The organism is Pseudomonas sp. GW823-FHT02E01, assembly GCF_058797535.1.
The window spans coordinates 620,509-646,240 of record NZ_JBXAJS010000003.1 but is presented as its reverse complement, the minus strand read 5'-3'; the positions used below and the strand labels follow the sequence as shown (position 1 = coordinate 646,240).

29 protein-coding genes are annotated in these 25,732 nt (G+C 59.1%); 10 read left to right on the top strand and 19 right to left on the bottom strand.

All coding sequences use genetic code 11. From position 1 onward, the window contains the following. Window positions 1-75: 75 nt before the first annotated feature. Both AC1RDQ_RS10155 and AC1RDQ_RS10150 read right to left on the bottom strand, forming a co-directional pair. A complete protein-coding gene (locus tag AC1RDQ_RS10155) occupies window positions 76-1,365 on the bottom strand; it encodes an NHL repeat-containing protein (protein WP_407515520.1) in 1,290 nt (429 codons plus the stop codon). Between the two features lie 286 nt (window positions 1,366-1,651). Beyond that, on the bottom strand, window positions 1,652-1,918 hold the full coding sequence (locus tag AC1RDQ_RS10150) for a hypothetical protein (protein WP_057714735.1): 267 nt from the start codon (window positions 1,916-1,918) through the stop codon (window positions 1,652-1,654). A 342-nt stretch (window positions 1,919-2,260) separates the two neighbouring features. Here AC1RDQ_RS10150 and AC1RDQ_RS10145 point away from each other — a divergent pair, with 342 nt between their 5' ends. Continuing rightward, window positions 2,261-3,586: a sigma-54 dependent transcriptional regulator gene (locus tag AC1RDQ_RS10145; protein ID WP_492587132.1), complete on the top strand. Its 1,326-nt coding sequence runs from the start codon at window positions 2,261-2,263 to the stop codon at window positions 3,584-3,586. Between the two features lie 60 nt (window positions 3,587-3,646). On the opposite strand, the gene fapF is transcribed toward AC1RDQ_RS10145, so the two are convergent. The 8 genes from fapF to pnuC all read right to left on the bottom strand — a co-directional run bounded on the left by fapF (window position 3,647) and on the right by pnuC (window position 9,902). Then, entirely contained in the window at window positions 3,647-4,936 is a 1,290-nt protein-coding gene (gene fapF, locus AC1RDQ_RS10140; RefSeq protein ID WP_492587130.1) for a fibril amyloid transporter FapF, read from the bottom strand. A gap of 46 nt (window positions 4,937-4,982) precedes the next feature. Continuing rightward, window positions 4,983-5,744, bottom strand: coding sequence for a fibril amyloid subunit FapE (gene fapE / locus AC1RDQ_RS10135; RefSeq protein ID WP_407515519.1), 762 nt, complete (start codon window positions 5,742-5,744; stop codon window positions 4,983-4,985). 26 nt (window positions 5,745-5,770) lie between these two features. Then, window positions 5,771-6,451 carry a fibril amyloid maturation endopeptidase FapD gene (fapD, locus tag AC1RDQ_RS10130; protein WP_090455354.1) on the bottom strand — a complete coding sequence of 227 codons (681 nt, stop codon included), beginning with the start codon at window positions 6,449-6,451 and terminating at the stop codon, window positions 5,771-5,773. A 61-nt stretch (window positions 6,452-6,512) separates the two neighbouring features. Beyond that, on the bottom strand, window positions 6,513-7,379 hold the full coding sequence (fapC, locus tag AC1RDQ_RS10125; RefSeq protein WP_090455352.1) for an amyloid-like fimbrin subunit FapC: 867 nt from the start codon (window positions 7,377-7,379) through the stop codon (window positions 6,513-6,515). 63 nt (window positions 7,380-7,442) lie between these two features. Next, window positions 7,443-8,021, bottom strand: a complete 579-nt coding sequence (fapB, locus tag AC1RDQ_RS10120) for a fibril amyloid subunit FapB (RefSeq protein WP_492587129.1) — start codon at window positions 8,019-8,021, stop codon at window positions 7,443-7,445. Window position 8,022: 1 nt separating this feature from the next. Then, complete coding sequence (fapA, locus tag AC1RDQ_RS10115; protein ID WP_057714742.1) at window positions 8,023-8,460, bottom strand: functional amyloid chaperone FapA; 438 nt, start codon at window positions 8,458-8,460, stop codon at window positions 8,023-8,025. Between the two features lie 357 nt (window positions 8,461-8,817). Continuing rightward, the gene (locus AC1RDQ_RS10110) at window positions 8,818-9,342 is read right to left on the bottom strand and encodes an AAA family ATPase (RefSeq protein WP_340311999.1); all 525 of its coding nucleotides are present in this window, start codon (window positions 9,340-9,342) and stop codon (window positions 8,818-8,820) included. After that, window positions 9,339-9,902 carry a nicotinamide riboside transporter PnuC gene (gene pnuC, locus AC1RDQ_RS10105; RefSeq protein ID WP_057714744.1) on the bottom strand — a complete coding sequence of 188 codons (564 nt, stop codon included), beginning with the start codon at window positions 9,900-9,902 and terminating at the stop codon, window positions 9,339-9,341. Before pnuC ends, AC1RDQ_RS10110 begins: the two co-directional genes overlap by 4 nt. 294 nt (window positions 9,903-10,196) lie before the next feature. Here pnuC and AC1RDQ_RS10100 point away from each other — a divergent pair, with 294 nt between their 5' ends. Beyond that, the gene (locus tag AC1RDQ_RS10100; protein ID WP_057714745.1) at window positions 10,197-11,027 is read left to right on the top strand and encodes an undecaprenyl-diphosphate phosphatase; all 831 of its coding nucleotides are present in this window, start codon (window positions 10,197-10,199) and stop codon (window positions 11,025-11,027) included. After that, window positions 11,024-11,452: a DUF1294 domain-containing protein gene (locus AC1RDQ_RS10095; protein ID WP_492587127.1), complete on the top strand. Its 429-nt coding sequence runs from the start codon at window positions 11,024-11,026 to the stop codon at window positions 11,450-11,452. The genes AC1RDQ_RS10100 and AC1RDQ_RS10095 overlap by 4 nt, the downstream gene beginning before the upstream one ends. Window positions 11,453-11,463: 11 nt before the next feature. On the opposite strand, the gene AC1RDQ_RS10090 is transcribed toward AC1RDQ_RS10095, so the two are convergent. Both AC1RDQ_RS10090 and AC1RDQ_RS10085 read right to left on the bottom strand, forming a co-directional pair. After that, complete coding sequence (locus AC1RDQ_RS10090) at window positions 11,464-11,823, bottom strand: MmcQ/YjbR family DNA-binding protein (RefSeq protein WP_057714747.1); 360 nt, start codon at window positions 11,821-11,823, stop codon at window positions 11,464-11,466. Further along, window positions 11,820-12,728: a LysR substrate-binding domain-containing protein gene (locus AC1RDQ_RS10085; RefSeq protein ID WP_492587126.1), complete on the bottom strand. Its 909-nt coding sequence runs from the start codon at window positions 12,726-12,728 to the stop codon at window positions 11,820-11,822. The genes AC1RDQ_RS10090 and AC1RDQ_RS10085 overlap by 4 nt, the downstream gene beginning before the upstream one ends. Window positions 12,729-12,859: 131 nt before the next feature. Between AC1RDQ_RS10085 and AC1RDQ_RS10080 the strand changes: the two genes are divergently transcribed. Together AC1RDQ_RS10080 and AC1RDQ_RS10075 are read left to right on the top strand one after the other, a co-directional pair. Continuing rightward, window positions 12,860-13,471: an FMN-dependent NADH-azoreductase gene (locus tag AC1RDQ_RS10080; RefSeq protein ID WP_492587125.1), complete on the top strand. Its 612-nt coding sequence runs from the start codon at window positions 12,860-12,862 to the stop codon at window positions 13,469-13,471. A 167-nt stretch (window positions 13,472-13,638) separates the two neighbouring features. Then, complete coding sequence (locus AC1RDQ_RS10075; protein WP_090455340.1) at window positions 13,639-14,676, top strand: alpha/beta hydrolase family protein; 1,038 nt, start codon at window positions 13,639-13,641, stop codon at window positions 14,674-14,676. Between the two features lie 120 nt (window positions 14,677-14,796). Here AC1RDQ_RS10075 and AC1RDQ_RS10070 read toward each other — a convergent pair whose 3' ends face one another. Together AC1RDQ_RS10070 and AC1RDQ_RS10065 are read right to left on the bottom strand one after the other, a co-directional pair. Continuing rightward, window positions 14,797-15,984: an MFS transporter gene (locus AC1RDQ_RS10070; RefSeq protein WP_349734300.1), complete on the bottom strand. Its 1,188-nt coding sequence runs from the start codon at window positions 15,982-15,984 to the stop codon at window positions 14,797-14,799. A 282-nt stretch (window positions 15,985-16,266) separates the two neighbouring features. Next, a complete protein-coding gene (locus tag AC1RDQ_RS10065) occupies window positions 16,267-17,853 on the bottom strand; it encodes an ABC-F family ATPase (RefSeq protein ID WP_033052720.1) in 1,587 nt (528 codons plus the stop codon). Window positions 17,854-18,341: 488 nt separating this feature from the next. On the opposite strand from AC1RDQ_RS10065, the gene lpxO reads away from it, so the two are divergent. Further along, the gene (gene lpxO / locus AC1RDQ_RS10060) at window positions 18,342-19,241 is read left to right on the top strand and encodes a lipid A hydroxylase LpxO (protein ID WP_492587124.1); all 900 of its coding nucleotides are present in this window, start codon (window positions 18,342-18,344) and stop codon (window positions 19,239-19,241) included. Between the two features lie 54 nt (window positions 19,242-19,295). On the opposite strand, the gene ku is transcribed toward lpxO, so the two are convergent. Beyond that, the gene (gene ku, locus AC1RDQ_RS10055) at window positions 19,296-20,147 is read right to left on the bottom strand and encodes a non-homologous end joining protein Ku (protein WP_492587123.1); all 852 of its coding nucleotides are present in this window, start codon (window positions 20,145-20,147) and stop codon (window positions 19,296-19,298) included. Window positions 20,148-20,340: 193 nt separating this feature from the next. Between ku and AC1RDQ_RS10050 the strand changes: the two genes are divergently transcribed. Next, the gene (locus AC1RDQ_RS10050) at window positions 20,341-20,688 is read left to right on the top strand and encodes a hypothetical protein (RefSeq protein WP_090455332.1); all 348 of its coding nucleotides are present in this window, start codon (window positions 20,341-20,343) and stop codon (window positions 20,686-20,688) included. 67 nt (window positions 20,689-20,755) lie between these two features. Then, window positions 20,756-21,907: a PQQ-dependent sugar dehydrogenase gene (locus tag AC1RDQ_RS10045; RefSeq protein ID WP_057714755.1), complete on the top strand. Its 1,152-nt coding sequence runs from the start codon at window positions 20,756-20,758 to the stop codon at window positions 21,905-21,907. 140 nt (window positions 21,908-22,047) lie between these two features. Here the strand turns inward: AC1RDQ_RS10045 and AC1RDQ_RS10040 are convergent, their stop codons facing one another. Beyond that, on the bottom strand, window positions 22,048-22,383 hold the full coding sequence (locus AC1RDQ_RS10040) for a DUF2834 domain-containing protein (protein ID WP_090455328.1): 336 nt from the start codon (window positions 22,381-22,383) through the stop codon (window positions 22,048-22,050). Window positions 22,384-22,630: 247 nt separating this feature from the next. On the opposite strand from AC1RDQ_RS10040, the gene ilvA reads away from it, so the two are divergent. Next, window positions 22,631-23,644: a threonine ammonia-lyase, biosynthetic gene (gene ilvA / locus AC1RDQ_RS10035; RefSeq protein WP_340311986.1), complete on the top strand. Its 1,014-nt coding sequence runs from the start codon at window positions 22,631-22,633 to the stop codon at window positions 23,642-23,644. A gap of 51 nt (window positions 23,645-23,695) precedes the next feature. On the opposite strand, the gene eco is transcribed toward ilvA, so the two are convergent. Further along, window positions 23,696-24,178, bottom strand: coding sequence for a serine protease inhibitor ecotin (gene eco / locus AC1RDQ_RS10030; RefSeq protein ID WP_492587121.1), 483 nt, complete (start codon window positions 24,176-24,178; stop codon window positions 23,696-23,698). A gap of 277 nt (window positions 24,179-24,455) precedes the next feature. Between eco and AC1RDQ_RS10025 the strand changes: the two genes are divergently transcribed. After that, window positions 24,456-24,722 carry a DUF1652 domain-containing protein gene (locus AC1RDQ_RS10025; RefSeq protein ID WP_057714758.1) on the top strand — a complete coding sequence of 89 codons (267 nt, stop codon included), beginning with the start codon at window positions 24,456-24,458 and terminating at the stop codon, window positions 24,720-24,722. Here AC1RDQ_RS10025 and AC1RDQ_RS10020 read toward each other — a convergent pair. Beyond that, window positions 24,719-25,114: a hypothetical protein gene (locus AC1RDQ_RS10020; protein ID WP_340311983.1), complete on the bottom strand. Its 396-nt coding sequence runs from the start codon at window positions 25,112-25,114 to the stop codon at window positions 24,719-24,721. The genes AC1RDQ_RS10025 and AC1RDQ_RS10020 overlap by 4 nt on opposite strands. A gap of 91 nt (window positions 25,115-25,205) precedes the next feature. After that, window positions 25,206-25,472 carry a DUF2790 domain-containing protein gene (locus AC1RDQ_RS10015; RefSeq protein ID WP_492587120.1) on the bottom strand — a complete coding sequence of 89 codons (267 nt, stop codon included), beginning with the start codon at window positions 25,470-25,472 and terminating at the stop codon, window positions 25,206-25,208. Between the last annotated feature and the right edge of the window lie 260 nt (window positions 25,473-25,732).

Below are 25,732 nucleotides of genomic sequence, written 5' to 3'. Positions count from 1 at the left end.
CTGCTCCTTGTCTTGAGAAGCGCGCAAGTTGCCGCAAGCGCGCGAGAAGATCAAGCGCAGGAAAAATGCCGGTGTTTATCCCTGGAAACGAGCGATGACCGCCTTGTAGTTTCCGTGCAGCGAATAGCCTCCCACTACAATGTTTCCATCGGCGTGCGCGGCGACACAGGTGGCGGTATCCAGGCTGGGGCCCAGGCGCGTACGTGTATAGCCGCTGCCTTTGCCAAAACGGCGATCGGGAAGGCCGTTGGGCAGGTATCGCCCGAGAATGAAGTCTGCTTCGACGCCGCCGATGGTGGCGCCCGCCGTGAGCACACTGCCATCAGGTTGTAACTGTGCGGCGGTCCACTGGCATCCGCTGTAACCGATTTCCCGCCGCTGCGGATGTCCTCCGTTGCAATGACTGTCGGGGCGCCCGTTGCTGTGCATTTTAAATGTCAGGCAGTGCATCGGCTCGCGACTGCTGCCAAAACACAGGATTTCGCCTTCGTTTTGCTGGACCACCCGGCTGACCCGGGCGCCATGCCCTTGCGCCTTGAAGGTCATGAATCCATCCACGGCAAATCGGTCGTCGAGGCGCCCGTCCGGGTGATAGCGTGCCAGTAAGCCTTCCTCGGGAAAATTGATCGATCCACCGACCAGGATTCGGCCATCACGTTGTACCGTCAGGCTGCTGAGCCAGGTATTCATCAGCAGGTGCCTGACCATCACGAAGCCGCGGTCGTTGAACGAGCAGTCCAGCGAGCCTTCGACATCCAGGCGTATCAACATGCCGACGTGATCGGCCAGTTCGTAGTGATGGTTGGCTAAGATCAGGATCCGGCCGTCTTGCTGTATGGCCACATCGCAGGCTTCTGCGCCCGGCACACCCAGAGGCAGCCGGATATCGCGCATGCCCAGAGACAGATCGCCAGGCAATCGCACGACACGGCGGCCATTATCGCCAAAGCCTTGCACCAGGCGGCCATCTTGATCCAGCAATGCCAGGGCCGGGAGCGTGCGGTGCGCGTTTACGTATTGCAGGCCAGCCAACAGGATGTTGCCGTCGGGCAGGATCAGGACCTTGGTGCCCATGGCTTCGAACCCCGGTTCGAATTGCCCGATGACACTGCCTTGTTTGCCGAACGTCAGGTCTGCGCAACCATCCGCCAGCAAGCGGGCCAGGCCAAAGCGGATGCCATCGGCCATGCCGACTTTTGCGGCTACCAGCAAGCGACCTTGCGCATCGATCGCAACGTCATTGGCCAAGCTGAAAAGGCTGTCGGCGAAATAGACCTGGGTTTTGCCGTTGGCGGCAAACGTCGTATCGAGGGCCCCGGCGTTTTTCCGGGCTGCGGAGTAGGCAAAAGCGGACTGGCTTGACATGCACCGCATCTCCTTGCGAGTCGTCCTGATCCGGAAGTTTGGGTGGCGACTTGATAGGAAGATTATTCAATCCCTGAATGAAGGGATGCACAACGGTAAGAACTAACAGACGGAGGGTCGCTGTGTGCCACAACAGTGTCTTTTCGAACCAATGGCGAGCCTGCAAAGTATCAGGCGTATGTGAAGTTCGAATTAAACAGTGTCACGTAGTGTGCGCGGCCAGAAAAAACTGCGAACTAAAGACAGGAAAAAGGCGCGGATTACCCCGGAGTAATCCGCAAAACGATTAGTGCGGCATCGACCACGACTGCAGTGTGTAACCTTCCTCGCTCAATTCGGCGCGAGCCTGTTCCAGCAGCAGTTCGAGTTGCGCGGGATCGGAATAGGCGCTGCTTGGGATCTGCTTGCGGCCAATGCGGGTGCTGGTGCGGTCGATAACGGTCAGGCTGAGTTCGCCATTGCCGTCTTGTGGGGCCCAGGCTACGCATTTGAATGGTTTAAATGCGCGGTCGGCAATCAGAAGTGCTTCGTTGATACGGAGCGGGGCGTTCATAGGGTCTTCTCTCTGTATGCCCAATCAAGTGATAGGCCGACGGTTGGGCTTACCGTTCAGCTGGTTACTTGTACTGATGCCCGCAACCGGGGTTCGGGTCACACACAATCAAAAGAAATTTCCACTTTATTTCACAGATTCAAGGATGAGCCTGACATTGAAAGCTGAATGAAAGGAAACAGTCGTTAGGCAACTAACGTAATCGCAACTTATAACTGGTTTTGTGACATCCCTATAGTCAAACAGTACAAGGCCCTGTCAAATTCTTGCTAATGTTACAGCCAGGTCTGCCAAATGACTGTTTTTATTAAATTTTCATAAATTTGGCGCCAAGGATCAGTCATGAGTGATGCGCCTGCCTTACGACGTTTGTTAGTGGTGGACCCCTGTGACGATTGCTATCGCCTGGTCCCTGGATTGCGCGCCATCGGTTGGGACGTTGACAGCTGCACGCTGGAGAACGCCGTTGACCGAACCTGTGACGTGGGCTTGCTGCGCTTGCAGCCTTTTCACCTTGAGCACCCGGAGGCCGTCAAAGAGCTGATCAGCCGCAGCGGCACCGAGTGGATAGCCGTACTCAACCAGGATGTACTGCGGCTGCAAAATGTCGGCGACTTCGTCTGTGAATGGTTTTTTGACTTTCATACCTTGCCGTTCGATGTGTCCCGGGTCCAGGTAACACTGGGCCGGGCGTTTGGCATGGCGCGCTTGCGCGGGCAGGGCACGGTCTATGTCGACCAGCCCGAGCACGAATTGCTGGGCGACAGCAAACCTATTCGTGAGCTGCGAAAGCTGTTGAGCAAACTGGCTCCGACCGATTCTCCGGTGTTGATTCGCGGTGAAAGCGGCACTGGCAAGGAACTGGTCGCACGAACCCTGCATCGTCAGTCCCAGCGTCACAACAAACCCTTCATTGCGATCAATTGTGGTGCGATTCCCGAGCATTTGATCCAGTCCGAGTTGTTCGGCCATGAGAAAGGCGCATTTACCGGCGCGCACCAACGCAAGGTCGGACGGATAGAAGCCGCCAACGGTGGCACCCTGTTTCTCGACGAGATCGGTGACCTGCCACTGGAGTTGCAGGCCAACCTGTTGCGGTTCCTCCAGGAAAAACACATCGAGCGGGTGGGTGGCAGTCAGCTGATTCCGGTGGATGTGCGGGTTCTGGCGGCAACGCATACCGACCTTGAAGCCGCCATCGAAAAGAAACGCTTTCGCGAAGACTTGTATTACCGCTTGAACGTACTGCAAGTGGCGACTGTTCCGCTGCGCGAGCGCCATGGCGACCTGGCGGTGTTGGCCAACCATTTCTCCCATTTCTATAGCCATGAAACCGGGCGCCGCCCACGCAGTTTCAGCGAAGACGCGTTGATTGCCATGGGCAAACACGACTGGCCAGGCAATGTTCGCGAACTGGCCAACCGCGTTCGTCGCGGGCTGGTGTTGGCCGAAGGCCGGCAGATCGAGGCCCGTGACCTGGGGTTGATCAGTCAGCATACGTTGGCAGCGCCGATGGGCACCCTCGAAGAATACAAGTCCCGGGCCGAACGCCAGGCGTTGTGCGATGTATTGAGTCGCCACAGCGATAACCTGAGTGTCGCCGCCAAAGTATTGGGTGTGTCGCGACCGACCTTCTACCGGTTGTTGCACAAGCACCAGATTCGCTGAACCCCGGCCGCAAACCAAAACCCCGCTGCGATTGCAGTTGCAGCGGGGTTTTTGTTCGGGTCAGAAGTAGTAGGGGAGTTTCAGGCTGAACTGGAAGTCCGGGGCATCGTCCGTCATGCCGATGGACAGGTTGGGCACGATGGTCAGGTTGTCGGTGGCCGCAATGGTCATGCCGATGTTGAAGTAACCGGCGTTGGCATCGCTGGAGACCACCGCTTGCCAATCCCCGCCATCTTCCTTGAGCTTGCTTTTGCGTTGCACCAGGTCAGAGACCGAGAACGACATACTCATCTTTTCGTTCAAGGCGAACGCAATGCCGGCGCCGATCTGGAAGCTGTCGCCAATGCGGACTTTGCCCGGTGTCTCGACCGCCGGGTTGGAGCTGATGTCGTCGAAAGACTCTTCCATGTTGTACGTGTAGGACAGACTGCCGAACAGCACCGCCGGGTCGAACGTCTTGACCAGGGAGATCCCCGGCGTAATCGACCAGACGCCGTTACCGGTAGGCAAGGATTCAGGCACGGCCAGGTTTGAGTTATCGGCCACCCGAACCAGCTTGATGCCGAATGGGTCTTTGCCGGTAGGCGCCTTGACGCGCAAGGTCACTACGGCATCCGGCGTGTTGGCCGATTCGTCGAGGAATTTGTAGGCGACACCGAAGTTGACGTCACCTATGGTCGGGTCTTCCTTGACGGTGTCTTCGGTCGTGACGTTTGCGGCGCCGCTATTGCCGCCACCGGACTGGTACGTGGACTCACGGTAGACAACCGGTACGTTCAGGTCGAACTGCCAGCGATTGTTGAAGTTGTAGCGACCGGTGAGGTCAAGCGTCCAGGTGTCGGCCTTGATCCGGTCCAGGTTGATAGCGCCCAGGAAGATCGAGTCCAGGGCTAGAAAACCGTTGAGGACCAGTTGGCGAGAATCGTAGCGGGAGTAGGTTATCCCGGTTTCGACGCTGAACTTGCCACCGCCGAAAAACCCGCTGGCCTCGTCATACAGGTTCGAAACGCTTTGCGCCGGTTGCGAGTCATTGGCCAGCGATTGTCCATAAGAGCTGCCGCTCCCCCCCGAGGCGGCTGCGGCGCCGGTGCCGACGCCTGGATTGCCCTTGAGATCCGCTGGCGACTTGGCCAGGCGTTTGGGAGCGGGCGAGGCGGGCTGCTCTTCGACCTGGCGGACCCGTTGTTCGAGAACCGCCAGGGCTTTTTGCTGTACTTCGTATCGTTGTTTCAACTCCAGGAGCTCTTGTTTGAGAGCCTCCAGTTCCGGGTCAGGTGCTGCCTGCAACATCGCCGCCGGGAGTAGAGCACTCAAGCATGCAACTGCACGCAGTGATACTGATCGGTACATGAAATATGCCGTCCATTTGTGCCCAATGGTCCAGACTCAGCGTAGTTCAATAGCCCATGGTCCGTAATGCAGCGAGTTGGTTGAGGTTGCAGTCCAATGCCCCCGCACTCGGGCCATTATTGTTGAGCACTACGTTGAGTTGAGTCATGTTGTCGACCACATTGCTGCTGCCCAGCAACCGGGTGTTTTGCAGCAACCCGCCTTGGGCGACTTGTTGCAGGCTGGTGCCCTGGTTGTTGTTGGCGGTAATGGCCATCTGAACGCCGCCGCTGGTCGCGGATACCGCGACACTGCCTGCGGCATTGCTGCCGGTGATGGTTTGACCGGCTATCAGCGCCTGGCCCTGGCCCGCCACCAGTGCCGGGGCCGTGCTGGCCTCTTTGACGTTGATGGCGATGTTGTTGTTTGCGCTGTTGCCATCACCTGCGGCCCGTGTGACCTGGGTTATCCCCCGGGAAGTGCTCAGGGCTGCGCCCCCCGACACGTGACCGCTGCCCGACCTGGACGTACCGCCATGACCCGATTGCTTGATGGTCGAAACATAGAACTCGGGCTTGACCGTTGCGGCTTGAAGCTGCATCGAGGTGGAGGCTCCGATCAGGTCACCACTGGCATTGCGCCAGGTACTGCTCATGACGACACCGAAGCTGATGACCCGCCCCGGCATCACATATCGGCCACGCAACTCGGCCAGTTCCTGGTCCTTGATTTCGATGGGTCTGAACTCATCAGCAAAACCTGAAGTGTTCGCTGCCAGAAAGGCAGCGACCACCCAATACGAGGTTTTCATTTGCTGCTCCCGGAGCATCCTGCCCCCTATCATCTTGTTGGCGATTAAAAGAAGTCGCTCTGTATGAAACCAAAATCCATCAATTCGGCATCTTTGACCGGGTTGAAGTTATCCATCTTGTTCTTGGCTGTCAGCGGTTCCGGTGGACTGCGTAACGCATTGGTCTTGTCGTAACCGGGACCGACGATAGCGAAAATAATGCCATTCCAGCCTTTGACAAAGTCATCATGGGAGTAGCGTTTGTGACCGAGTACCGGATCGCCGATATACACCCAGTTCTTGTCCGCCCGCTGCAACACCACGAAGTGCTTGTAGCCGCGAATTTCCATCAATACCACCACCGGAATCGTCACGGCTTCGAGTCTTTCCGGCGGGATCCTGTAGCCCCGGGCGCGCATGCCGATGCGCTCTATGTAGCGCTTCATGTCCAGCATGGAAAAACCCTGGGTACGCACAAGGTCCTGGTCTGCGGTGACCAGCATGCCCTTGATGATGTGCTCCTCATCGACGTCGAGCCAATAGGCCTGGCGCAGTATCGTTGCCAGCGCGGCGGCGCCACAGCTGAAATCGGTTTTTTGTTCGACGATGTCGCTGAACTTGCGCTCGCGCAAACTCTGTACGTGCTTGTACACCAGCACGCCGCCCGGCAGGGCGGCAACCGGCATCTGTGCAGCCTGGGTCAGGCCAGACAGACAGAGCAGGGCGAAAAGGACAGTCTTACGCATGATCGATACGCCTTGGGACTGTGGAAAATCCCCGTCGCCGGGGTTTTCATTGCAATCGCGATTACAGACAGGACTTGCAGCCCGCGGCGATGGACAGCGAGTTGCTTTGCTGGTTGCCCACACCAGACGATACGTTGGCTCCGCCGTTGCCGGAGAAGTTGTTCATCGAGCCCGTTATCGACGCATTGTTGGTTACAGGGGCTTTCCAGCCCTCTGGCGTGATCACTTGTTGAGTGGTTACACCCGCCAGACCGAGTACACCCACGGTAGCGAAATCAGTCTGGGTGCTGTCGTCATGGTTGGCGTTGTTGGTGACGTTCAGCCCGGACGTGCTTTGGTTGGCCGCCGCCGCCGCTTGCGCTACACGACCGCCCGAAACGGCAATCGCCAGGTTGTTTTTCTGTTGGTTGAAGTCGCCGGTGGTCACGTTGATGCCGATGTTGCCGGAACCGCTGTTGCCTGCGTTGTTGAGCGTTGTGTTGTTGGTGCTGGAGTGTTTCCTGGCGGTGTTGCCGGTGCTCTTCTGAGTCGCGCTGGAGGCGGCGACCGCGGTGCCGAAGATGAAGCTTTCGTCAGCCGTGGCAAGGGCGGCGGCGTTGTCTTGCTGGTTGCCGTTACCGGCTGCAACGTTGGCGCCCATGTTGCCGTTGGAGTTGTTCAGGGAGTTATCGACCCTAGCGTCGTTCCTGGTGTCCCGGCTCAATACGCTGCTGTCACTGCTTTCCTGCGAGTCCAGCACGGCGGCCCCGGCGCCTGCTGTAATCTGCAGAATTTGTTCCAGCGTCGGGCCTTTAGGCTGATGGTTGTTGCTCTGGCCATCGCTCTGGCCGCTGCCTTGATCATCATCAAGGCTGCCTGCTTGTGCTGCAAATGCCATCACTGCTGCCAGAGCGAAAGCCAGAGGTTTGAGAGCAGTTGTCGGGTTCATGGTGTTTCTCCGTGCTCATTAGTTGGTCAGGTGTTGGTACTTCCCTAATCGCACTGTTTCGGGTCAGTCAGCGACCCGGATACTCAGGGTGTTAGCCATTCGGTTTCCCACCCCGGCACTCTGGTTTACCTGGATCACTCCCCGGCTGCCGGTGAAGGCCTGGTCGCTCGTCACGACCTGGCGACTGCCATTTGGGGCGCCAGTTGCTCCCGAGTTCGGTAACAACGCCACGTTCTGTTGAGAAAGGGCACTATCGTCGATGGCTTGCGGTGCGGCGCTGATGCTGATGCGCATGGCGTTGGCCATCTGGTTGTTCGCCCCGGCGCTCTGGTTGACGCCCAGTACGCCGTTGCCATTACTGAAGGAGGAGCCGCCGATAGTGGCCGTCGCATCCATCGACGGATTGGCGGGCGTAGTGATTTTCTGCCGGACGCTGGTGATCGCACCGGCTTGGGTGCCAATGGCGACCGCGCGGACGTTGGCCTGCTGTTGTTGATCGCCAGCCGCCTGATTGACGTTGAAGTTGCCGCGGTATTGAGTACCCGAATCCTGGAGGGTGGCGTTGTTCACCGAACTGACGCCCGAGTCGGCCATCACACTGGTGCAGCCGAGCAGGGCAAGTAACAGCAGGGATCGACTCATCTCATTGGCCTCCCGCCATCCTGCCCAGTGAACCGAGGCCGCTGCTCATGGCGCGGTTGATGGTTCCGGAAATGGCGCTGCCACTGCCACCACCGTGACCGACAGACATGCCGGGCATACCGTTGGGGTTGGTGACGGCGTTGAGGCCTTGCAGGCCACCCAGGCTTTGCCCGTTGTTGTGGCGAAGGGCGGTTCCGGTGGTGACCCCGGCGATGTCGGCATCACTGAGTTCGCCGGTGACGCGGGCCGATGGGTTGGCATTAAGGGTGTTGGGGTTTGGATCCCTGCCGCCGCTGCGACCGATGGGCGTCGGGTGAATGGTGCGATCAAGCACGATGACGCCGTTGCCTTCGGCTTGAACGTCAAAACTGATAACCGCGCCTGCAGCGCTCGCGAAAAGCAGCAGGCACGTCAAGGCATGTTTATCGAGTATCCCCACGACGGTCTTTCCTTCTCATGTGGGCTGGCTCTGGTCGGCTTTTTGAAGGAGAGAGCGAAAGCTGTGCCGGTTTTTGAATATCTCGTTGATTCAATGGCTTATGGATATTGTCCGGATAGCCTTTGCCGAGAATGTTTCAAAGGTGAGACGAAACCCTGCGCAGGCAGCCCTTATTTGCGGATAAATCGCTCTGGAACAAGGGTTTCAGCGGTGCTGTATCAATGACTTAACAAATCCGATGATCCAGCGGTGAAGGGCGCTTAAACAGGCGGTTTGAGGCGGGAAGGGTGTTTCAGGATCGGACACTTTTCCCCCGGGACAGGGGGGGATAGTGGGGAAATTGCCCCAAAAGGCCGGTCAGGCTCCGAGCAATCGGGTCACGGCGTTCAGTGCCTGGAATCGGCGTTCTGCCCAATCTCCGCGCAGTACTTGAACCGGTTGGGCGTGGCGCTCAAGCCAGGCCAGGGTCTGCTCGAAAAATGCCTGGCGCTCACTCAATCGGGGTTGGCAACGCTGGCCATCGTCCGTCCATTCGACGTGTTCCGGCGACAGCAGCAAGTGCAAGTCGTAATGCCGGGCCAGTAGCGCTTGTTCGAGCCAGGCGGGGCAGTCGCCAAACAGGGTTTGGCTCCAGAGGATATTGCTCAGCAGGTGCGTGTCGAGGATGAGCAAAGACGGTTGTTGCGCACGGGCTTCGTCTTCCCATGCCAATTGACCGCGGGCGATGTCCGGAATGTCGGCCAAGGTAGTGTCCCGGGGATTGTGCTCGATGAACCAGCGCACATACTCGTCCACCAGGATCCCGCCGAAACGCTGTTGCAACTCGGCCGCCAGCCAGCTTTTACCGCTGGATTCAGGGCCTGTGAGTACCAGGACTTTCATGCGCGCAACGCCGGATCGGCGCGCCATTGGCGCCAGCCCTGCACGGCGATAACGGCGAACAGCCCGTACAGGGTGGCGGTCAGGTACAGGTCCTTATAGATGAACAGCCCGACGAAAATCACATCCAGGGCGATCCATAGCGGCCAGCACTGGACACGTTTTTGCGCCATCCAGACCTGCGCCACCAGGCTGAATCCGGTCAGCGCCGCATCGAGCCAGGGTTGCGCGGCGTCGGTCCAGTGGGCCATGGCCGCCCCCAGCAACAGGCTGCCGAGTGCGCCGATGGCCAGGCTCAACGCCACGGAACGGGAATCGAGCCAACTGACTTCGCGGCCATGGGTCGTTTCGCCAGCCCGTGTCCACTGCCACCAGCCGTAAAGCTGCAAGGCGGCATAGACGACTTGCAGCAACATGTCCGAATACAGCTTCACCTCAAAAAAGATCCAGCTATAGAGCAGCACCATGACCAGACCGATGGGCCAGCACCAGGTGTTCTGTTTGACCGTCAGCCAGACGGCAATGACACCGAGGGTGGCGGCAAACAGTTCAAGCCCGGACATGGAGGTTCCTTGGTGAAATCGAAGAGGGGCCGATTGTAACCGGATTGGCGTCGGGAATCCCGTGGAGCAGGGTGTGCTTCGTTGGTGCGCGATAACGCGGCAGCGCCAATCGGACTTGTCTGATAGGATTTCGGCCCCGCGCGGGTAAACCCGGATCAGGATTGTTTTTTCACAGGATTTTGACGGTTCCGTGGTGATCCTTGATGCGCGGGGCTTCAGCTACGCTGATCGCAATTCAAGCTTTGGAAAAATATTAACGGGGCATGCCGGCGCGCATAGCCTTTTGGGGGATTGATGGATCTTTGGACCGCCTTTCAGGCATTGATACTTGGGGTTGTAGAAGGGCTGACCGAGTTCCTGCCCATTTCCAGCACCGGCCACCAGATCATCGTGGCCGACATGCTCGGCTTCGGGGGCGAGCGGGCGATGGCGTTCAACATCATTATCCAGCTGGGTGCCATCCTGGCGGTGGTATGGGAGTTTCGACGCAAGATCTTCGATGTGGTCATCGGCCTGCCGACTCAGCCGAGCGCTCGGCGGTTTACCGCGAACCTGTTGATTGCGTTCTTCCCGGCCGTGGTGCTGGGCGTGATCTTCGCCGACATGATCCACGAGTACCTGTTCAATCCGATCACTGTGGCAGCTGCGCTGGTCGTGGGCGGGTTCGTCATGTTGTGGGCCGAGCGCCGGCAGCATGAAGTCCACGCCGAAACGGTGGATGACATGACCTGGAAAGATGCCCTGAAAGTCGGCTTCGCCCAATGCCTGGCCATGATTCCGGGCACTTCGCGTTCGGGCTCGACGATCATCGGCGGATTACTGTTCGGCCTGTCGCGCAAGACCGCTACCGAGTTTTCGTTCTTCCTGGCGATGCCAACCATGGTCGGTGCAGCGGTGTACTCTGGCTACAAATACCGTCACCTGTTTGTCCCGTCCGATTTCCCGGTGTTCGCGATCGGCTTCGTCACGGCGTTCGTCTTCGCGATGATCGCGGTCCGCGGGCTGCTCAAGTTCATCGCCAACCACAGCTATGCGGCGTTTGCCTGGTATCGCATTGTGTTCGGCCTGATCATCCTGGCGACCTGGCAATTCGGCTGGGTCGACTGGAGCGCGGTCAAGCCGTGAGTGACTCAAGCTCGCGCAATAACCCCGGGCGCCAGCCCGGGGGACAGATCCGTCATCCACGGCTGAAGTGGCTGGTGTTTGCACTCCTGTGTGCGTTGCCGCTGTCGGGGTCGGTGTCTTCATGGCTGCACGGGGTGTCGCTGATTCCCCTGGCGGCCTACGGCATCGTCAGCGTCGTGACGTTTTTCCTGTACTGGAGCGACAAGCGCAAGGCCCGCGCCGAGCAATGGCGTACGCCGGAGAATGTCCTGCATGCGCTGGAGCTCGCCGGCGGCTGGCCCGGTGCCTTGCTGGCGCAGCAAGCGTTCCGGCACAAAACCCGCAAAATCTCCTACCAGTTGGTGTTCTGGATCATCGTGCTCATGCACCAGGTGTTCTGGATCGACCACCTGTTCCTCGGCGCACACCTGTTCGCCTTGTTCTGATCGACAAGGTCCTAAAGCAACAAGCCGACTTGAGTGCGCTTGGGCAGTTTGCTCACCACCAACTGGTGGGAACGCTGCAACAAGCCTTGTAGTTCTTCGTTGCCGAGCGGGTAGGGCGTTTCCATGATGATCCACTGGGCGCGCGCCAGATAAGGCGCCGGATGAATCCCCGGGCGGTCGCAATGACCGAGAAACAGATCCTTGTCGACCTTGAAGGCCAGGGAATCACCCCGCAGGCCCTGCAAGGCGAACATCTTGTTCCCGGCAATCGAAAACACCCGCACGCCTCCCCATTTATAGTCTTCCCGCGCTCCGGGCAGGGTAAGGCAGAATTTCGCGACATCCTCTTCGCTCATCCGTCCGGCTTTCATAACAATCGCTCCCCGCAGGCATTGAATGACTCGACCAGATGGTCAATCCAGGCGCGTACCGCCGGCATGACCCCGCGTCGATGAGGATAGACCGCTTGCAGCCAGCCACCGGGCAACGACCAGTCGGGCAACAACTGCACCAGTGCGCCGTTTTCCAGTTCCTGCTCGCAATACATCATGGGCAGCATCGTAAAGCCCAGGCCAGAGAGGGTGCTGGCCTTGCGCACGATAAAGTCATCGATGCCCAGCCGGGCCTCGAGCGCCAGTTCACAACTTTTGCCTTTTTGATCCAGCATGCGGATGTGCACCATGCGGTCGGCTTCCAGCGCGCCGAGCACCGGCAGGCTTTTCAGATCGTCGGGATGGTTGATCTCACGGCCAACGAGGAAGCCGGGACTGGCGACCATCAGCATCTGCGCCTGACGCAGGCGGCGTGTCACCAGCAGCGGGTCTTCGTCGCCCAGCTCCCGCACACGCAGGGCCACGTCAATGCCTTCGTTCACCAGGTCGACCCGGCGGTTGAGCAGCATGACCTCCAGCTGGACTTGTGGAAACCTTTCCAGAAAGTCGCTGATCACCCCCGGCAATATTTCATGGGCCAGCCCAACCGGGCAGGACACCCGCAAACGCCCGCGGGGCTCGCTGGACATGCTGGCCACGGCCTCGTCGGCCATTTCCGCCTCCAACAGCATCGCCTGACAGTGCCTGAGGTAACGCTCACCGACGGCAGTCAGTTTCAGTTGTCGGGTGGTGCGTTGCAGCAGTCTTGCGCCGAGGCGCTCTTCCAGTTCGGCGATGCGCCGTGACAATCGGGACTTGGGGATGCCCAGCAAACGCCCGGCCGCGGCGAACCCCCCGGCTTCCACGACTTTGGCGAAGTAATACAGGTCGTTGAGGTCTTGCATGATGTGAATTCAATTGTCCTATCTATGGGACGAACTATCGCATTGTTACCGTCTAATCAGCTATTGGTTTCGTGTGTAGGATTAGTCCCATCAGATCGCCCTTGTGGGCGATCCTCACTTGGAGATCCCACATGAAACTGCTGCATATCGATTCGAGCATCCTGGGCGACAACTCGGCTTCCCGTCAGTTGAGCGGTGAAGTCGTCAAAGCCTGGCAAGCCGCCGAGCCAACCGCCGTGGTGACTTACCGCGACCTGGCCGCCGACGCCATCAGCCATTTCTCCGCCACCACCCTGGTCGCCGCCGGCACCACCGCTGAACTGCGCAACGCCGCACAACAGCACGAAGCGGAGCTGAGCGCCTCGACCCTGGCCGATTTCCTGGCTGCCGATGCCGTGGTGATTGCCGCACCGATGTACAACTTCACCATCCCGACTCAACTCAAAGCCTGGATCGACCGCATCGCGGTGGCCGGCCAGACCTTCCGCTACACCGAAGCCGGCCCTGAAGGCCTGTGCGGCGGCAAGAAAGTCGTGATCGTTTCGACCTCCGGCGGCATGCACGCCGGTCAGGCAACCGGTGTTGCCCACGAAGAGTATTTGAAGTTGCTGTTCGGTTTCATCGGTATCACCGACATCGAAATCGTCCGTGCCGAAGGCCTGGCTTACGGTGACGACGTGCGCAACAAGGCCATGAGCGCCGCCCACTCACAAATCAGCGAGCAGTTGTTCGCCGCTGCGTAAGGCTTGGGTAAAAGTAAGCAACCGTTCAGGTAAAGCCCAAAAAACTCTGTATTCTGGCTACGCAAGTACCAGTTACGGAGTTTTTTGTTTCTGGTCGTTTCAGAATGTGGCCCGACTCATGCAGTCCAAGGCGTACGTCTCAAGTCCGGTAACAAGGCGGGGCATCCATGATGCGTCTTTGTGCAACTTTACTGATTTGCCTGCTCAGCAGCTTGAATACAGTGCACGCCGCGCCTGCACCGCATCCTCACTGGAGCGTCGGCTTCCACGAGATGACTTTTCTCGACCCGCTGGACTTGCAGCCGATGCGCGCCATTGCCTTCTATCCTTCCAGTGATCGGGAGCACACCAGCAAGCTCGAGGGTTACACCGTCGAAGCCGGGGAGGACACCAAGGTCGCCATCGGCCGGTTCCCGATGCTGATGCTGTCCCACGGAAATACCGGTACCCCGCTGGCCCTGCACGACCTTGCCACGTCGCTGGCGCGCAAAGGCTTTGTCGTGGTGGCGGTGATTCACCCCGGTGACAACTCCAGGGACCACAGCCGACTCGGTACTTTGAGTAACCTGTACGGCCGGCCGATCCAGATTTCCGAAGCCATTACCGCGACCTTGGGCGACCGTATGCTGTCGCCGTTCGTCAATGCCGATCAGGTGGGGGTCATTGGCTATTCGGCCGGTGGCGAGACCGCATTGATTCTGTCTGGCGCGACCCCGGACCTGGATCGCCTGCGCCGTTACTGCCAGGAGCGCCCGGATGACCGCGATGCCTGTAACACCCAGGGCGAATTGATTGTCGACCGCGACGACCTGCAACCGGTGGCCGATCCTCGCGTCCACGCCTTGATGCTGATGGCACCGTTGAGCCTGAAGTTCGGCCGCCACACCCTGGCCGATGTGCATGTGCCGGTGCTGCTTTACAGCGGCGATGGCGACAAGCTGGTGGCTGTCGACAAGAACGCCGCGGCGCTGGCGCGCAAACTGCCGACCGCGCCTGACTTCAAGTTACTGGCCGGGGCAGGGCACTTCGTCTTCATGGCACCGTGCAATGACGAGCAGATCGTAATCATGCCTGCGCTGTGCACCGATGCCGATGGCGTCGATCGGCAGGACATTCATCGCAATCTGATCTCCGAAGCCGGACGCTTCTTCACGCGTACCCTGGGCAGGCCGACCCGGGCGGGGATGCAGACCGCCGATCAGTAATGTGCACAAAACCCTGTGGGAGCGAGCTTGCTCGCGATAGCGGCGTGTCAGACGACATCAATCCTGGATGTGAGGGACCCATCGCGAGCAAGCTCGCTCCCACAGGGTCAGCGCCAAGGCTTACGTCATCGAACGACTCTTGAGCAGCAGCGTCAGCCCCAAACCCGTCACCGACAACAACGCAGCACTGAAGAAAATCCACGCATATCCCAGGTTCAACGCCACTGCGCCCATCAACGGGCCGGCAATCGCCAGCGCCAGATCGAAAAACACCGCATAAGCACTCAAGCCCGCCCCCCGGCTGGAGTTGGGCACCTGTTTGATGGCCTCGACACCCAGCGCCGGATACACCAGGGACAGGCCAAATCCAGTCAGGCCGGCGCCAATGAGCGCATACCCGGTCGAAGGGGCCAGCCACAACAGCACCAGGCCAACCGTCTCAATGCACATGCAGGCAATGGCCGACGTGAACCCGCCAAACCGACCGATGGCGGATATGAACAGCAGCCGCGACAGAATGAAACACACGCCGAACACGGTCAGACAGTAGGCCGCGCCGGTCCAGCCACGATTGACGTAGTAAAGAGTGATAAAGGTCGTCAGGGTGCCGTAGCCAATGGACGCCAGGCTCAAGCTCGCGCCGAACGGCGCAATGCGCCCGAACACCGCCCAAAACGGCAGGCGCTCGCCGCGCACCACGGGCACCGAGGGCTTGTTGCGAATCAGCAACAGTGCGGCCAGGGCCAGCAGCGACAGGGCGATACCCAGGCTGGCGAAGCCCAGTTGTTGCACCATGACCACACCCAGCGGTGCGCCAATGGCAATCGCTCCATAGGACGCGATGCCGTTCCAGGAAATCGACCGCGCGGTATGCTCGGCGCCCACCTGGCCCATGCACCAACTGATGGTGCCGACACCGATCAACCCTTGGGCGATCCCCAGTAGCAGGCGCCCGGCGATCAGGATCAGCAGGCTGAGCAAGGGAAAGCCTTGCAACAGGGTCGACAGCAAGGTCAGCACGCCGCTGAGCACAATCCCCGCCAAGCCATAGATGATTGCGCGCTTGGTACCAACGCTGTCCGACATCCGCCCGGCCATGGGCCGGCTGAGCAGGGTGGCGAGGTATTGCGAGCCGATGGTCAGCCCGGCCACGATGGCGCTGAACCCGAGTTGTTCGTGGACATAACCCGGCAATACCGCAATCGGCAAACCGATGCAGAGGAAGGCAATGAAGGTATAGAAAACGATGGAGACGATCTGCAGGGTGATCGCCAATGAGCTTTGCGGAGCAACTTGCTGCACAGACATGAGGGCTCGTTCGCGGGCGGCGGTGGGAGACCTGCATCATGGCGCGGCGTTGGGATAAAAGAAAGCAGGCTAACTATTTTTGCCGTGACATTATCGTTGTTCCTCATGGCCTCATCGCGAGCAAGCTCGCTCCCACATTTTGAAATGCATCCCCCTGTGGGAGCGAGCTTGCTCGCGATGATTCATGTACCAACAAGAAACCTTGGCCCGGAATGCAAAAAGCCCCGTCACCAGGACAGGGCTTTTCACTTGAAGCTTGTAGCTAAAGGCTTGTAGCTACCTTTAGAACACCACACCCTGGCTACGCAGGTAATCGTCGTAGGTGCCGCTGAAGTCGGTCACGCCGTTAGGGCTCAGCTCGATGATGCGGGTGGCCAGGGACGATACGAACTCACGGTCGTGGCTGACGAAGATCAGCGTGCCCGGGTAGTTCTCCAGCGCCAGGTTCAGCGCTTCGATCGATTCCATGTCCAGGTGGTTGGTCGGTTCGTCCATCACCAGTACGTTCGGCTTTTGCAGGATCAGCTTGCCGAACAGCATGCGGCCTTGCTCACCACCAGAGATGACCTTGACCGACTTGAGGATCTCGTCGTTGGAGAACAGCATGCGGCCCAAAGTGCCGCGAATGATCTGCTCGCCCTGAGTCCACTGGCCCATCCAGTCGAACAGGCTGACGTCGTCTTCGAAGTCGTGGGCGTGGTCCTGGGCGTAGTAGCCCAGCTCCGCGCTTTCGGTCCACTTCACGGAGCCGGCGTCCGGGGTCAGTTCGCCCATCAGGGTGCGCAGCAGGGTGGTTTTGCCGATACCGTTCGGGCCGATGATCGCCACGCGCTCGCCGGCTTCTACGGTGAAGCTGAAGTTCTTGAACAGGGTCTTGCCGTCGAAGCCCTTGGACATCTGCTCGATGGTCACGGCCTGGCGGTGCAGCTTCTTGGTCTGTTCGAAGCGGATGAACGGGCTCACGCGGCTCGATGGCTTGACTTCGGCCAACTGGATCTTGTCGATCTGCTTGGCGCGGGAAGTGGCCTGCTTGGCTTTCGAGGCGTTGGCCGAGAAGCGGCTGACGAACGTTTGCAGTTCGGCGATCTGGGCTTTCTTCTTGGCGTTGTCCGACAGCAGTTGCTCGCGAGACTGGGTCGCCGCAGTCATGTACTCGTCGTAGTTGCCCGGGAACAGGCGCAGCTCACCGTAGTCCAGGTCGGCCATGTGGGTGCAGACGCTGTTGAGGAAGTGACGGTCGTGGGAAATGATGATCATGGTGCTGTTACGCACGGTGAGAATCGATTCCAGCCAGCGAATGGTGTTGATGTCCAGGTGGTTGGTCGGTTCGTCGAGCAACAACACTTCCGGATCGGAGAACAATGCCTGGGCCAGCAATACCCGCAGTTTCCAGCCTGGAGCCACTTCGGACATCGGGCCGAAATGCTGTTCCAGGGGAATACCCAGGCCCAGCAGCAGTTCGCCGGCACGGGATTCGGCGGTGTAGCCATCCATTTCGGCGAATTCGGTTTCCAGCTCGGCCACGGCCATGCCGTCTGCTTCGCTCATTTCCGGCAGCGAATAGATGCGATCGCGCTCGGCCTTGACCTTCCACAGCTCTTCGTGACCCATGATCACGGTGTCGATCACGGTGAATTCTTCGTAGGCGAACTGGTCCTGGCGCAATTTACCCAGGCGCACGTTCGGTTCCAGCATGACCTGGCCGCCGGACGGCTCGAGGTCACCGCCGAGAATCTTCATGAAGGTCGACTTGCCGCAACCGTTGGCGCCGATCAAACCGTAACGGTTGCCACCGTTGAACTTGACCGAAACGTTTTCGAAGAGCGGCTTGGCGCCGAACTGCATCGTGATGTTAGCTGTAGAAATCAAAGGTTTTTCCTGCGAAGCATTCAGAGTAGCTAGGGTTGCGGCAGTACCGGTTCAGTACCTGTTTCCACTGTTGGGCCCCGGGACATTCATCCCGATCGGCAGTGGAAGATCCATCTGGCATCAAGTGGACAGCAGCATGTGGTGCGCCTGGCCCGAGACAACGTGCGCTGAAAGGGGATTTTCCCGCTCTCAACCTGGGGGCGCGTAAAGTTTGGCGGCGATTGTACTGGTCTGGCTCTTTAAACGATAGGGCGATGGAGGCCTCTGCAACGCTTTGGCGGTTTTTGCGGACACATTTTCACAGTTGCGGGTTAACTATTGGTTACAAACTGTGGCTAAAATGCCATCCATCAGCTGAAGGCCGACCATCGGCGTGGTTCGATGGCATTACGGGGCCGCTGTTTCGCATTCAGTCGCTGCACAAGACCCGGGGACCGGCATGCCGGTAAAGGGCGCAGTTTGTTTATTTCCAACCTGTGACGATTTCCGTGAAACTGATCATTGCCGTTATCTACGTTGTCTCTATTGCGTACGTTCACCTGCGTGGTCGAGTGCGCCACAAGCTGGGGCGCCAGTTGAGTGATCACTCGACGTTCCTGGCGCCGATCAATTGCTTTCTTTATCTGTTTTCGAAAATCTCCAACAAACCGTATCTCGATCCGGCTGATTTTCCCGACCTGAGCCCGCTGCAGGCGCATTGGGAAGAAATTCGTGCCGAAGGCCAGAATTTGCTTCACGCCGGCGAGATCAAACGTTCGAACCAATACGATGACGTCGGTTTCAACTCGTTTTTCAAGACCGGCTGGAAGCGCTTCTATCTCAAGTGGTATGGCGATAGCCACCCGTCGGCCATGAAGCTCTGCCCGCGTACCACCGAACTGGTACAGGGCATTGGCTCGATCAAGGCGGCGATGTTCGCCGAGTTGCCACCGGGCTCCAGACTGGTGCGCCACCGCGACCCGTATGCCGGTTCGTACCGTTATCACCTCGGACTGGACACACCCAACGCTGAAGGTTGCTACATCAATGTCGATGGCCAGAACTACCATTGGCGCGATGGCGAAGCGGTGATGTTCGATGAGACCTTCATTCATTACGCAGAGAACACCACGCCACGCAACCGCATCATCCTGTTCTGCGACGTCGAGCGGCCAATGAAGTATCGGTGGGCAGCGGCATTCAATCGCTGGTTCAGCCGCACTGTCATGTCGGCGGCGGGTGCACCGAACGAGGACGGAGACCGCACCGGCGGAATCAACCGGCTGTTCAGCAAGGTCTACAAGGTTCGCCTGCGCGCCAAGGAACTGAAAAAGCGCAACCGCAAGCTTTACTACCTCCAAAAATGGTCGATCTTTGCCGGGTTGCTGGCGGTCTTCATTCTGATCTGATTTTTTCGGTGTAGCGTACCAAGGCTTCGCGAGCAGTCCGGGACATCCAACGGATCACTTACTGACTTTCTTCCTGGCAACCGGTTTGCTGCCCGCCTTCGGCCTGGACGCTGCTTTACCGCTGCCGAGGCTGCGCTTGAGCAGTTCGGTCAGGTCAATGACATCCGCCGTTTTGCGCTCCTCTTCACCAGAAGCGGTTTCGACGTCTTCGATCTTGCCTTCACGGGCCTTCTTGTCCACCAGGGCCATGATCTTGTCTTCGAAGCCGTCCCGATAGTCGTCCGGCGTCCACTCGGCACTCATGTCCTCCACCAGGCGTTTGGCCATGTCCCGTTCGCCCTTGGCCAGTTCGGGGCTGGTCACTTCGCTGCCCAGCGCCAGTTCATCGAGACTTCGCACCTCGGCCGGCCAGCGCAGCATCACCAGGACCAGTGCCGATTCCAGCGGCATCAATGCGGCCAGGTGCTGGCGGGTATGCAAGACCACGCGAGCGAGGGCGACCTTGCCGGTTTTGCTCAGGGTTTCGCGCAGCAGTGCATAGACCTTTCCGCCGCGTTTGTCGGGAGCCAGGTAGTAAGGCGTGTCGATGTTCTGCAAGGGAATCTGCTTGCCATCGACAAAGGAGAAAATGTCGATGGTCTGGGTCGAGAGCGGATGAGCGGAACGGATCTCCTCTTCACTGAGCACCACGTACCGACCCTTTTCGTACTGCACGCCCTTGACGATATGCTCCTTGGTGACTTCCTTGCCCGTCACCTTGTTGACACGCCTGTAGCCCACCGGGTCCATGCTGCGGCTGTCGAGCCAATCGAAATCGACGCCTCGGGAGGACGTTGCGGAGACCAGCGCCACGGGGATGTGCACCAGTCCGAAGCTGATTGCGCCTTTCCAGATTGCCCGTGCCATGGTCGTCTACTCGCGAGTGATGTTCAGGTGACCTGCGGTCCAGGGCAAAAGTTTCTGTGGTCTGCGCGCCGGTTCTCCCGCCGGATCAACCGGGTGCCAGACCGTGCCGGGGAGTTTTTGGTTAACAAATCCGAACCTCGGGCGTAGCGTGGTATCGAAGTCCTTACCCACGCGGACGCAGAGAGGCACCCCCATGAACCGATACGTGTTTGGCGCCATTGCACTGGCCTTGAGTGGCGTACTTGGCTCCTTGGTCCAGGCCGACGTCTCTGCTTCGTTGCAGTTGGCCCAGAACCTGCCGGGCAGCACCAACAACAACCCTTACAACAGTCCGATTCGCCGGGCCAATCCCAACAGCATGCAAGGCACCCAACCCGGCACCCCGGCCATACGAGGACCCAATACCGTGCCGGTCCCACGCCCGCCGACGCTGGACAACGGTGGCATTGGCAATCGCTACCCCGACCGGACAGCGCCCGCCAGCCCACCGAAATTCATTCCCAATCCACCGCCTCGAGACACCGGTAGCAGCAACCGTTGAGTGGCGGGCATGACGTCTACCCGCTACTTTTCACCAAGCCTCATTTCCGTCAGAAAAGGAATCCTGCATGTTGCGTAAAAGCCTGTTGGCAACCCTCTGTGCCGGCGTATTGATCAGCGCCGCTGTCCCTGTGCTTGCCGCACCGGCCCAGACGATGAAAAGCGAAGATGGCACCCTTGAGGTCACCCCCATCGTGACGGGGCTGGAGCACCCCTGGGCCCTGGCATTCCTGCCGGATAGCAAAGGCATGCTGGTGACCGAACGGCCCGGCAACCTGCGACTGGTGACCGCCGAAGGCAAGTTGTCCGCACCGCTCAATGGCGTACCCACGGTCTGGGCCAAGGGGCAGGGTGGATTGCTCGACGTGGCGCTGTCGCCCGACTTCAAGCAGGACCGGATGGTCTATCTGTCCTATGCCGAAGGTGGCGGTCAGGGCGGCAAGGCCGGCACGGCGGTGGGCCGCGGCCGGCTCTCCGACGATATGACAGCGCTCAAGGATTTCCAGGTGATCCTGCGTCAGGAACCCAAGCTCTCGGTGGGCAACCATTTTGGCTCGCGGCTGGTGTTTGATCGCGACGGCTATCTGTTCGTGACCCTGGGGGAAAACAACGACCGCCCGACCGCCCAGGACCTCGACAAGCTGCAAGGCAAAGTGGTGCGAATCTACCCGGATGGCACTGTGCCCAAGGACAACCCCTTTGTCGGCCAGGCCAACGTGCGCCCGGAGATCTGGTCCTACGGGCAGCGTAACCCGCAAGGCGCCGCGCTCAACCCGTGGAACGGCACGCTGTGGGAAAACGAACACGGCCCTCAGGGCGGCGATGAAATCAACATCATCGAGCGCGGCAAGAATTACGGCTGGCCGCTGGCGACCCATGGCATCAACTACTCCGGTCAACCGATTCCCGAAGCCAAGGGTGAAATCGCCGAAGGCACCCTTGTCCCGAATCATGTCTGGGAAAAGTCCCCAGGCCTTAGTGGCATGGCGTTCTACGATGCCGATCGTTTCAAGGTCTGGCAGCGCAACGTGTTTGTCGGCGCGCTGATCAGCCAGGAACTGATCCGCCTGGAGTTCGATGGCGACAAGGTGATCCACGAGGAGCGCTTGCTCGGGGAGCTGAAAAAACGCATTCGCGACGTACGGCAGGGGCCGGACGGATACTTGTATGTTTTGACCGATGAGGAGAACGGCGGGTTGTACAAGGTGGGTTTGAAGTAACCAGCCGTGGGCTTGTCCTGCAGCCGCCATAGTGAGCGGCTGCAGAACGGGTATTGAGTTTCAGGGCATCGGTTTTTCAAATCTTGTGTAGGAGCGAGCCTGCTCGCGATTGCAATTTAAACCTCATTACGGGAGGTCGGTCAGATCTGTCGAGTCGCGGCAACTGAACTCTTTCGATTCTGAAACCCACGTACCACCAGATACAACAATGGCCCAATCGACACGAACACAGCGGTAATCAGTAGATATGGCACCACCGAAACCGCCGACTGCCCGCGCTTTCGCGCATCCTGGTACATCCAGATCGCTGCCAGCGTCGCCAGCAGGTAAAGATCGATCACCACTTGCGCAGTATCCGGGCGTGACATCAGGCTGATGCCGAAATCGATCAGCGATTGTTCGGCCTGGAGCATCACTGAAACCGTATAGCCGGCAAAAGCGATCAAGGCGATAAGGGGCAGGGTAATGGCCTTCATGTTTTCCTTCCTTGGGCAATGAATAGAACCGGTAGCCTATAGCGACCACCGCAAACTTGCCATTGACTTGCCATCAACGTCCGGCTAATTTCGAGCCATGACTTCCACCGTATTGCGCTGCCAGCCAAGCATTATTACCGCCATTCCTCATTTGGCGGGCTAGCTCACGACTGCAGCACCCAACCCGCCCTCGAGGCGGGTTTTTACTTTCTGTCTCCCGGGCCCCGATCAATGTCAGGAGACGACGATGAGTTTCACAACCGATCAACAGGCCTTGCTTGAAGGCTACGTGAAAAAAATCCTTGCCGCGCCGGTCTATGAGCTGGCCGTGCGCACGCCTTTGCAACCGGCACCGGCCTTGTCCGAAGCCTTGGGCAACCAGATCCTGCTCAAGCGCGAAGACTTGCAGCCGACCTTTTCTTTCAAGATCCGCGGTGCCTACAACAAGCTGGTGCAACTGAGCGAGGTGCAAAAGGCCCGCGGCGTGGTCACGGCTTCTGCGGGCAATCATGCGCAGGGCGTGGCACTGGCGGCGCGGGAGTTGGGGATCAACGCGACCATCGTCATGCCCTGCACGACGCCACAGTTGAAGGTCATCGGCGTGCGCAGTCGGGGCGCCGATGCGGTGTTGCACGGCGAAAGCTTTCCGTTCGCACTGGCCTTTGCGCTGGATTTGGCCCGGGAAACCGGTCGCACCTTTGTTTCGCCCTTCGACGACCCGGAGGTGATCGCTGGGCAAGGCACGGTAGCGATGGAAATCCTGCGCCAGCATCAGGGGCCTCTGGACGCGATCTTCGTGCCGGTGGGTGGCGGGGGGCTGATCGCGGGTATCGCCGCCTACGTCAAATACTTGCGGCCGGAAGTTCGCGTCATTGGCGTCGAGTCGGAACATTCCGCGTGTCTGCAAGCGGCGATGCATGCCGGCGAACGGGTCGTGTTGCCGAGCGTCGGCACCTTCGCCGATGGGGTGGCGGTGGCGCAGATCGGCGCTTACGGTTTTGAGGTCTGCCGGTTTTGCGTCGATGACGTGGTGACGGTCAGTAACGATGAACTTTGCGCCGCAATCAAGAATATCTACGATGATACCCGCTCGATCACCGAACCTTCCGGTGCGCTGGCCGTGGCCGGGATCAAGAGGTACGTCGCGCAGACCGGTGCCTTGGGGCAGACCCTGGTGGCGATCGACTCGGGTGCCAACATCAATTTCGATAGTCTGGGGCACGTGGCCGAGCGCGCCGCGTTGAGTGGCGCCCCGGCATGATGCCTGGGCAGGTCGACAGCGGGCGCCGCGAGGGGCCGCCGGATGGCCGGGTTATTCCTGAATGGCTTTCTCGACCTTGGTCGACGCCGACCAGATCCGATAGCGCACTTCGATGTCCTTGGGTACGTACAGCACGAGCGGCAGCTTGCTGTTGTAACGCAGCAGGAAGCCGTCACCGACCACCGGTACAAAACCCTGTTTGCTCGTGCCGCCCGGGCAGGCCATCAACGTGCTCATCGGTCCGATGACTTTTTCCAGGCGATAGAACGGATAGCCCCAACCCTCGAGGTTCTTCTCCTCGAGAATACCGCCCAGGCGCGGGTTGTTGCAGTCGACGGTCATCGTCTTGCCGGCCAGGATCTCGACCTGGAAGTCGCTTTCCCGGGTCTGTGGCGCGAGGTGAATCACCTGGCGGGTGAACCCGCTTTCGGCCTTCGGATAGGGTGCGGTGTCTTCGAGTTTGGCGGCGTGAGCAACGCTGGCAAGCCCCAGTGCGAACAGCGCTGTGCAAGCGTTAACGGTCAAAGAATTCATGATGCCTCCTTGCTTGAAGTGAAGGGCGGCATTTTCACTGTCGTGTGCAGTGAATGCAAACCCGGGATCCCCCGCGTGCAAATTGCAGGGTCGCCAGGGGCGTTCATTGCAAACCGCATGGCAGGTTTAAGGTGATTCGTCTAAATCCTTGAAGTGCCGATGAACTGCACCACGAAAATCAAGGTATGTTTTATGCTGTAGGTGCCCTTGAAGCTTGCCGGGATTTCAAATGAGCAAGCATTGATCGTCGGGCCGTTTCACAAAGGAGGGAGTTGCCATGTTTCTTTCTGCCTTGGAAATTCGCAATATCATCGAAAGCAGTTTTCTGCCCAAGCGCTGCCAGTGCACGCTGTCACCGGACCTGTCGATGACCGTCAAGGTCTATGCAGACGGGCAAACCGATCAGCTCGATCTATTGGTCACCGGCATCGATGCTTCCGGGCTCAATGGTTGTCGGGAAATCAACGAGCTGATTGCCCAACTGCGTTCCAGGCAGCATCACGTAGAGGTCGAACCGCACTCTATGCTGGGCAAAGCACTCTAGTCTGCTGTTTCGGGTTCCAGGGGCACGCGCCGGGTCTGGAAGAACGCCAGGCCCAGCGCCAGTTCAAACCCGACCGCCAGTAAAATGCCCGGCCCGACATGGCCGTTGAGCCATTCGGCAAAACCCAGCACGGCCAATCCCCAGCAGCCGACGACGAAGCCGAGGCTCAGCGCATTGCGGGTTGCGCAAGGAGGGGCGTTGCGAACCAGAAAAGAGAACACGCTTAACGCCCCAAACAGCACGGCGGTGCGTCGCGCGACCAACCCCACCGCGAATGAAAACTCGATATCCCAGAACGACAATAACCATTGCGGTGTCAGACCCCAGACCAGACTGAGCAAAAGACATAGGGCGGCGCAAAACAACGACAGCGTGCGAAACGACAACTGCATGGCGAATCCTTGCGGGCAGAGAGGGAGGCGCTAGAGCATAGCGCCGCAACCCTCAAAGGAATACTGCCAAGTACCAAATCAGATTTTTCGGTCAGCCCTGGTTCTCGCAAGCGTCGGAAAGTTTACGGTAGGAAATTTCTGCGGTTTTTCCCGTGTCATCGATGTACTTCATCTCGGCCTTCACCACCTTGCACTCCAGGGTGTCCGGCTCGGTCAGTGAAATCACTTTGCTGACATGCAATGGCATGCCGTAGTGATAGGGCACGGCTTGAGAGGTCGTGGTTTCATTGGCCTGAGCCAGGCCGGCAAACGCGGTGCAGGTGAGAGCGGCGGTAACCAGCAGGGTGCGAGTGTTCATCAGCGATCTCCGGTGCGGACGGAATGTCAGTTCGATGTGTCGCTTGTCGAACTTGCCGCACTGGGCGTCAGAACAGTCTGAGGGCGTGCGGTCCAGTGAAGTGTTGGATCGCACGGTTAAGCGAGGGTTAACCCGGCTGAACACCGCCTGTCGCGGATGCGCGATCCTGTATATCAGTTAAGACCATCGGGCGCCTGATAGAAAGTCATCGCGAGCAAGCTCCCACAATGCCCGAGCGTCGACACAAATGTTGTGAACGA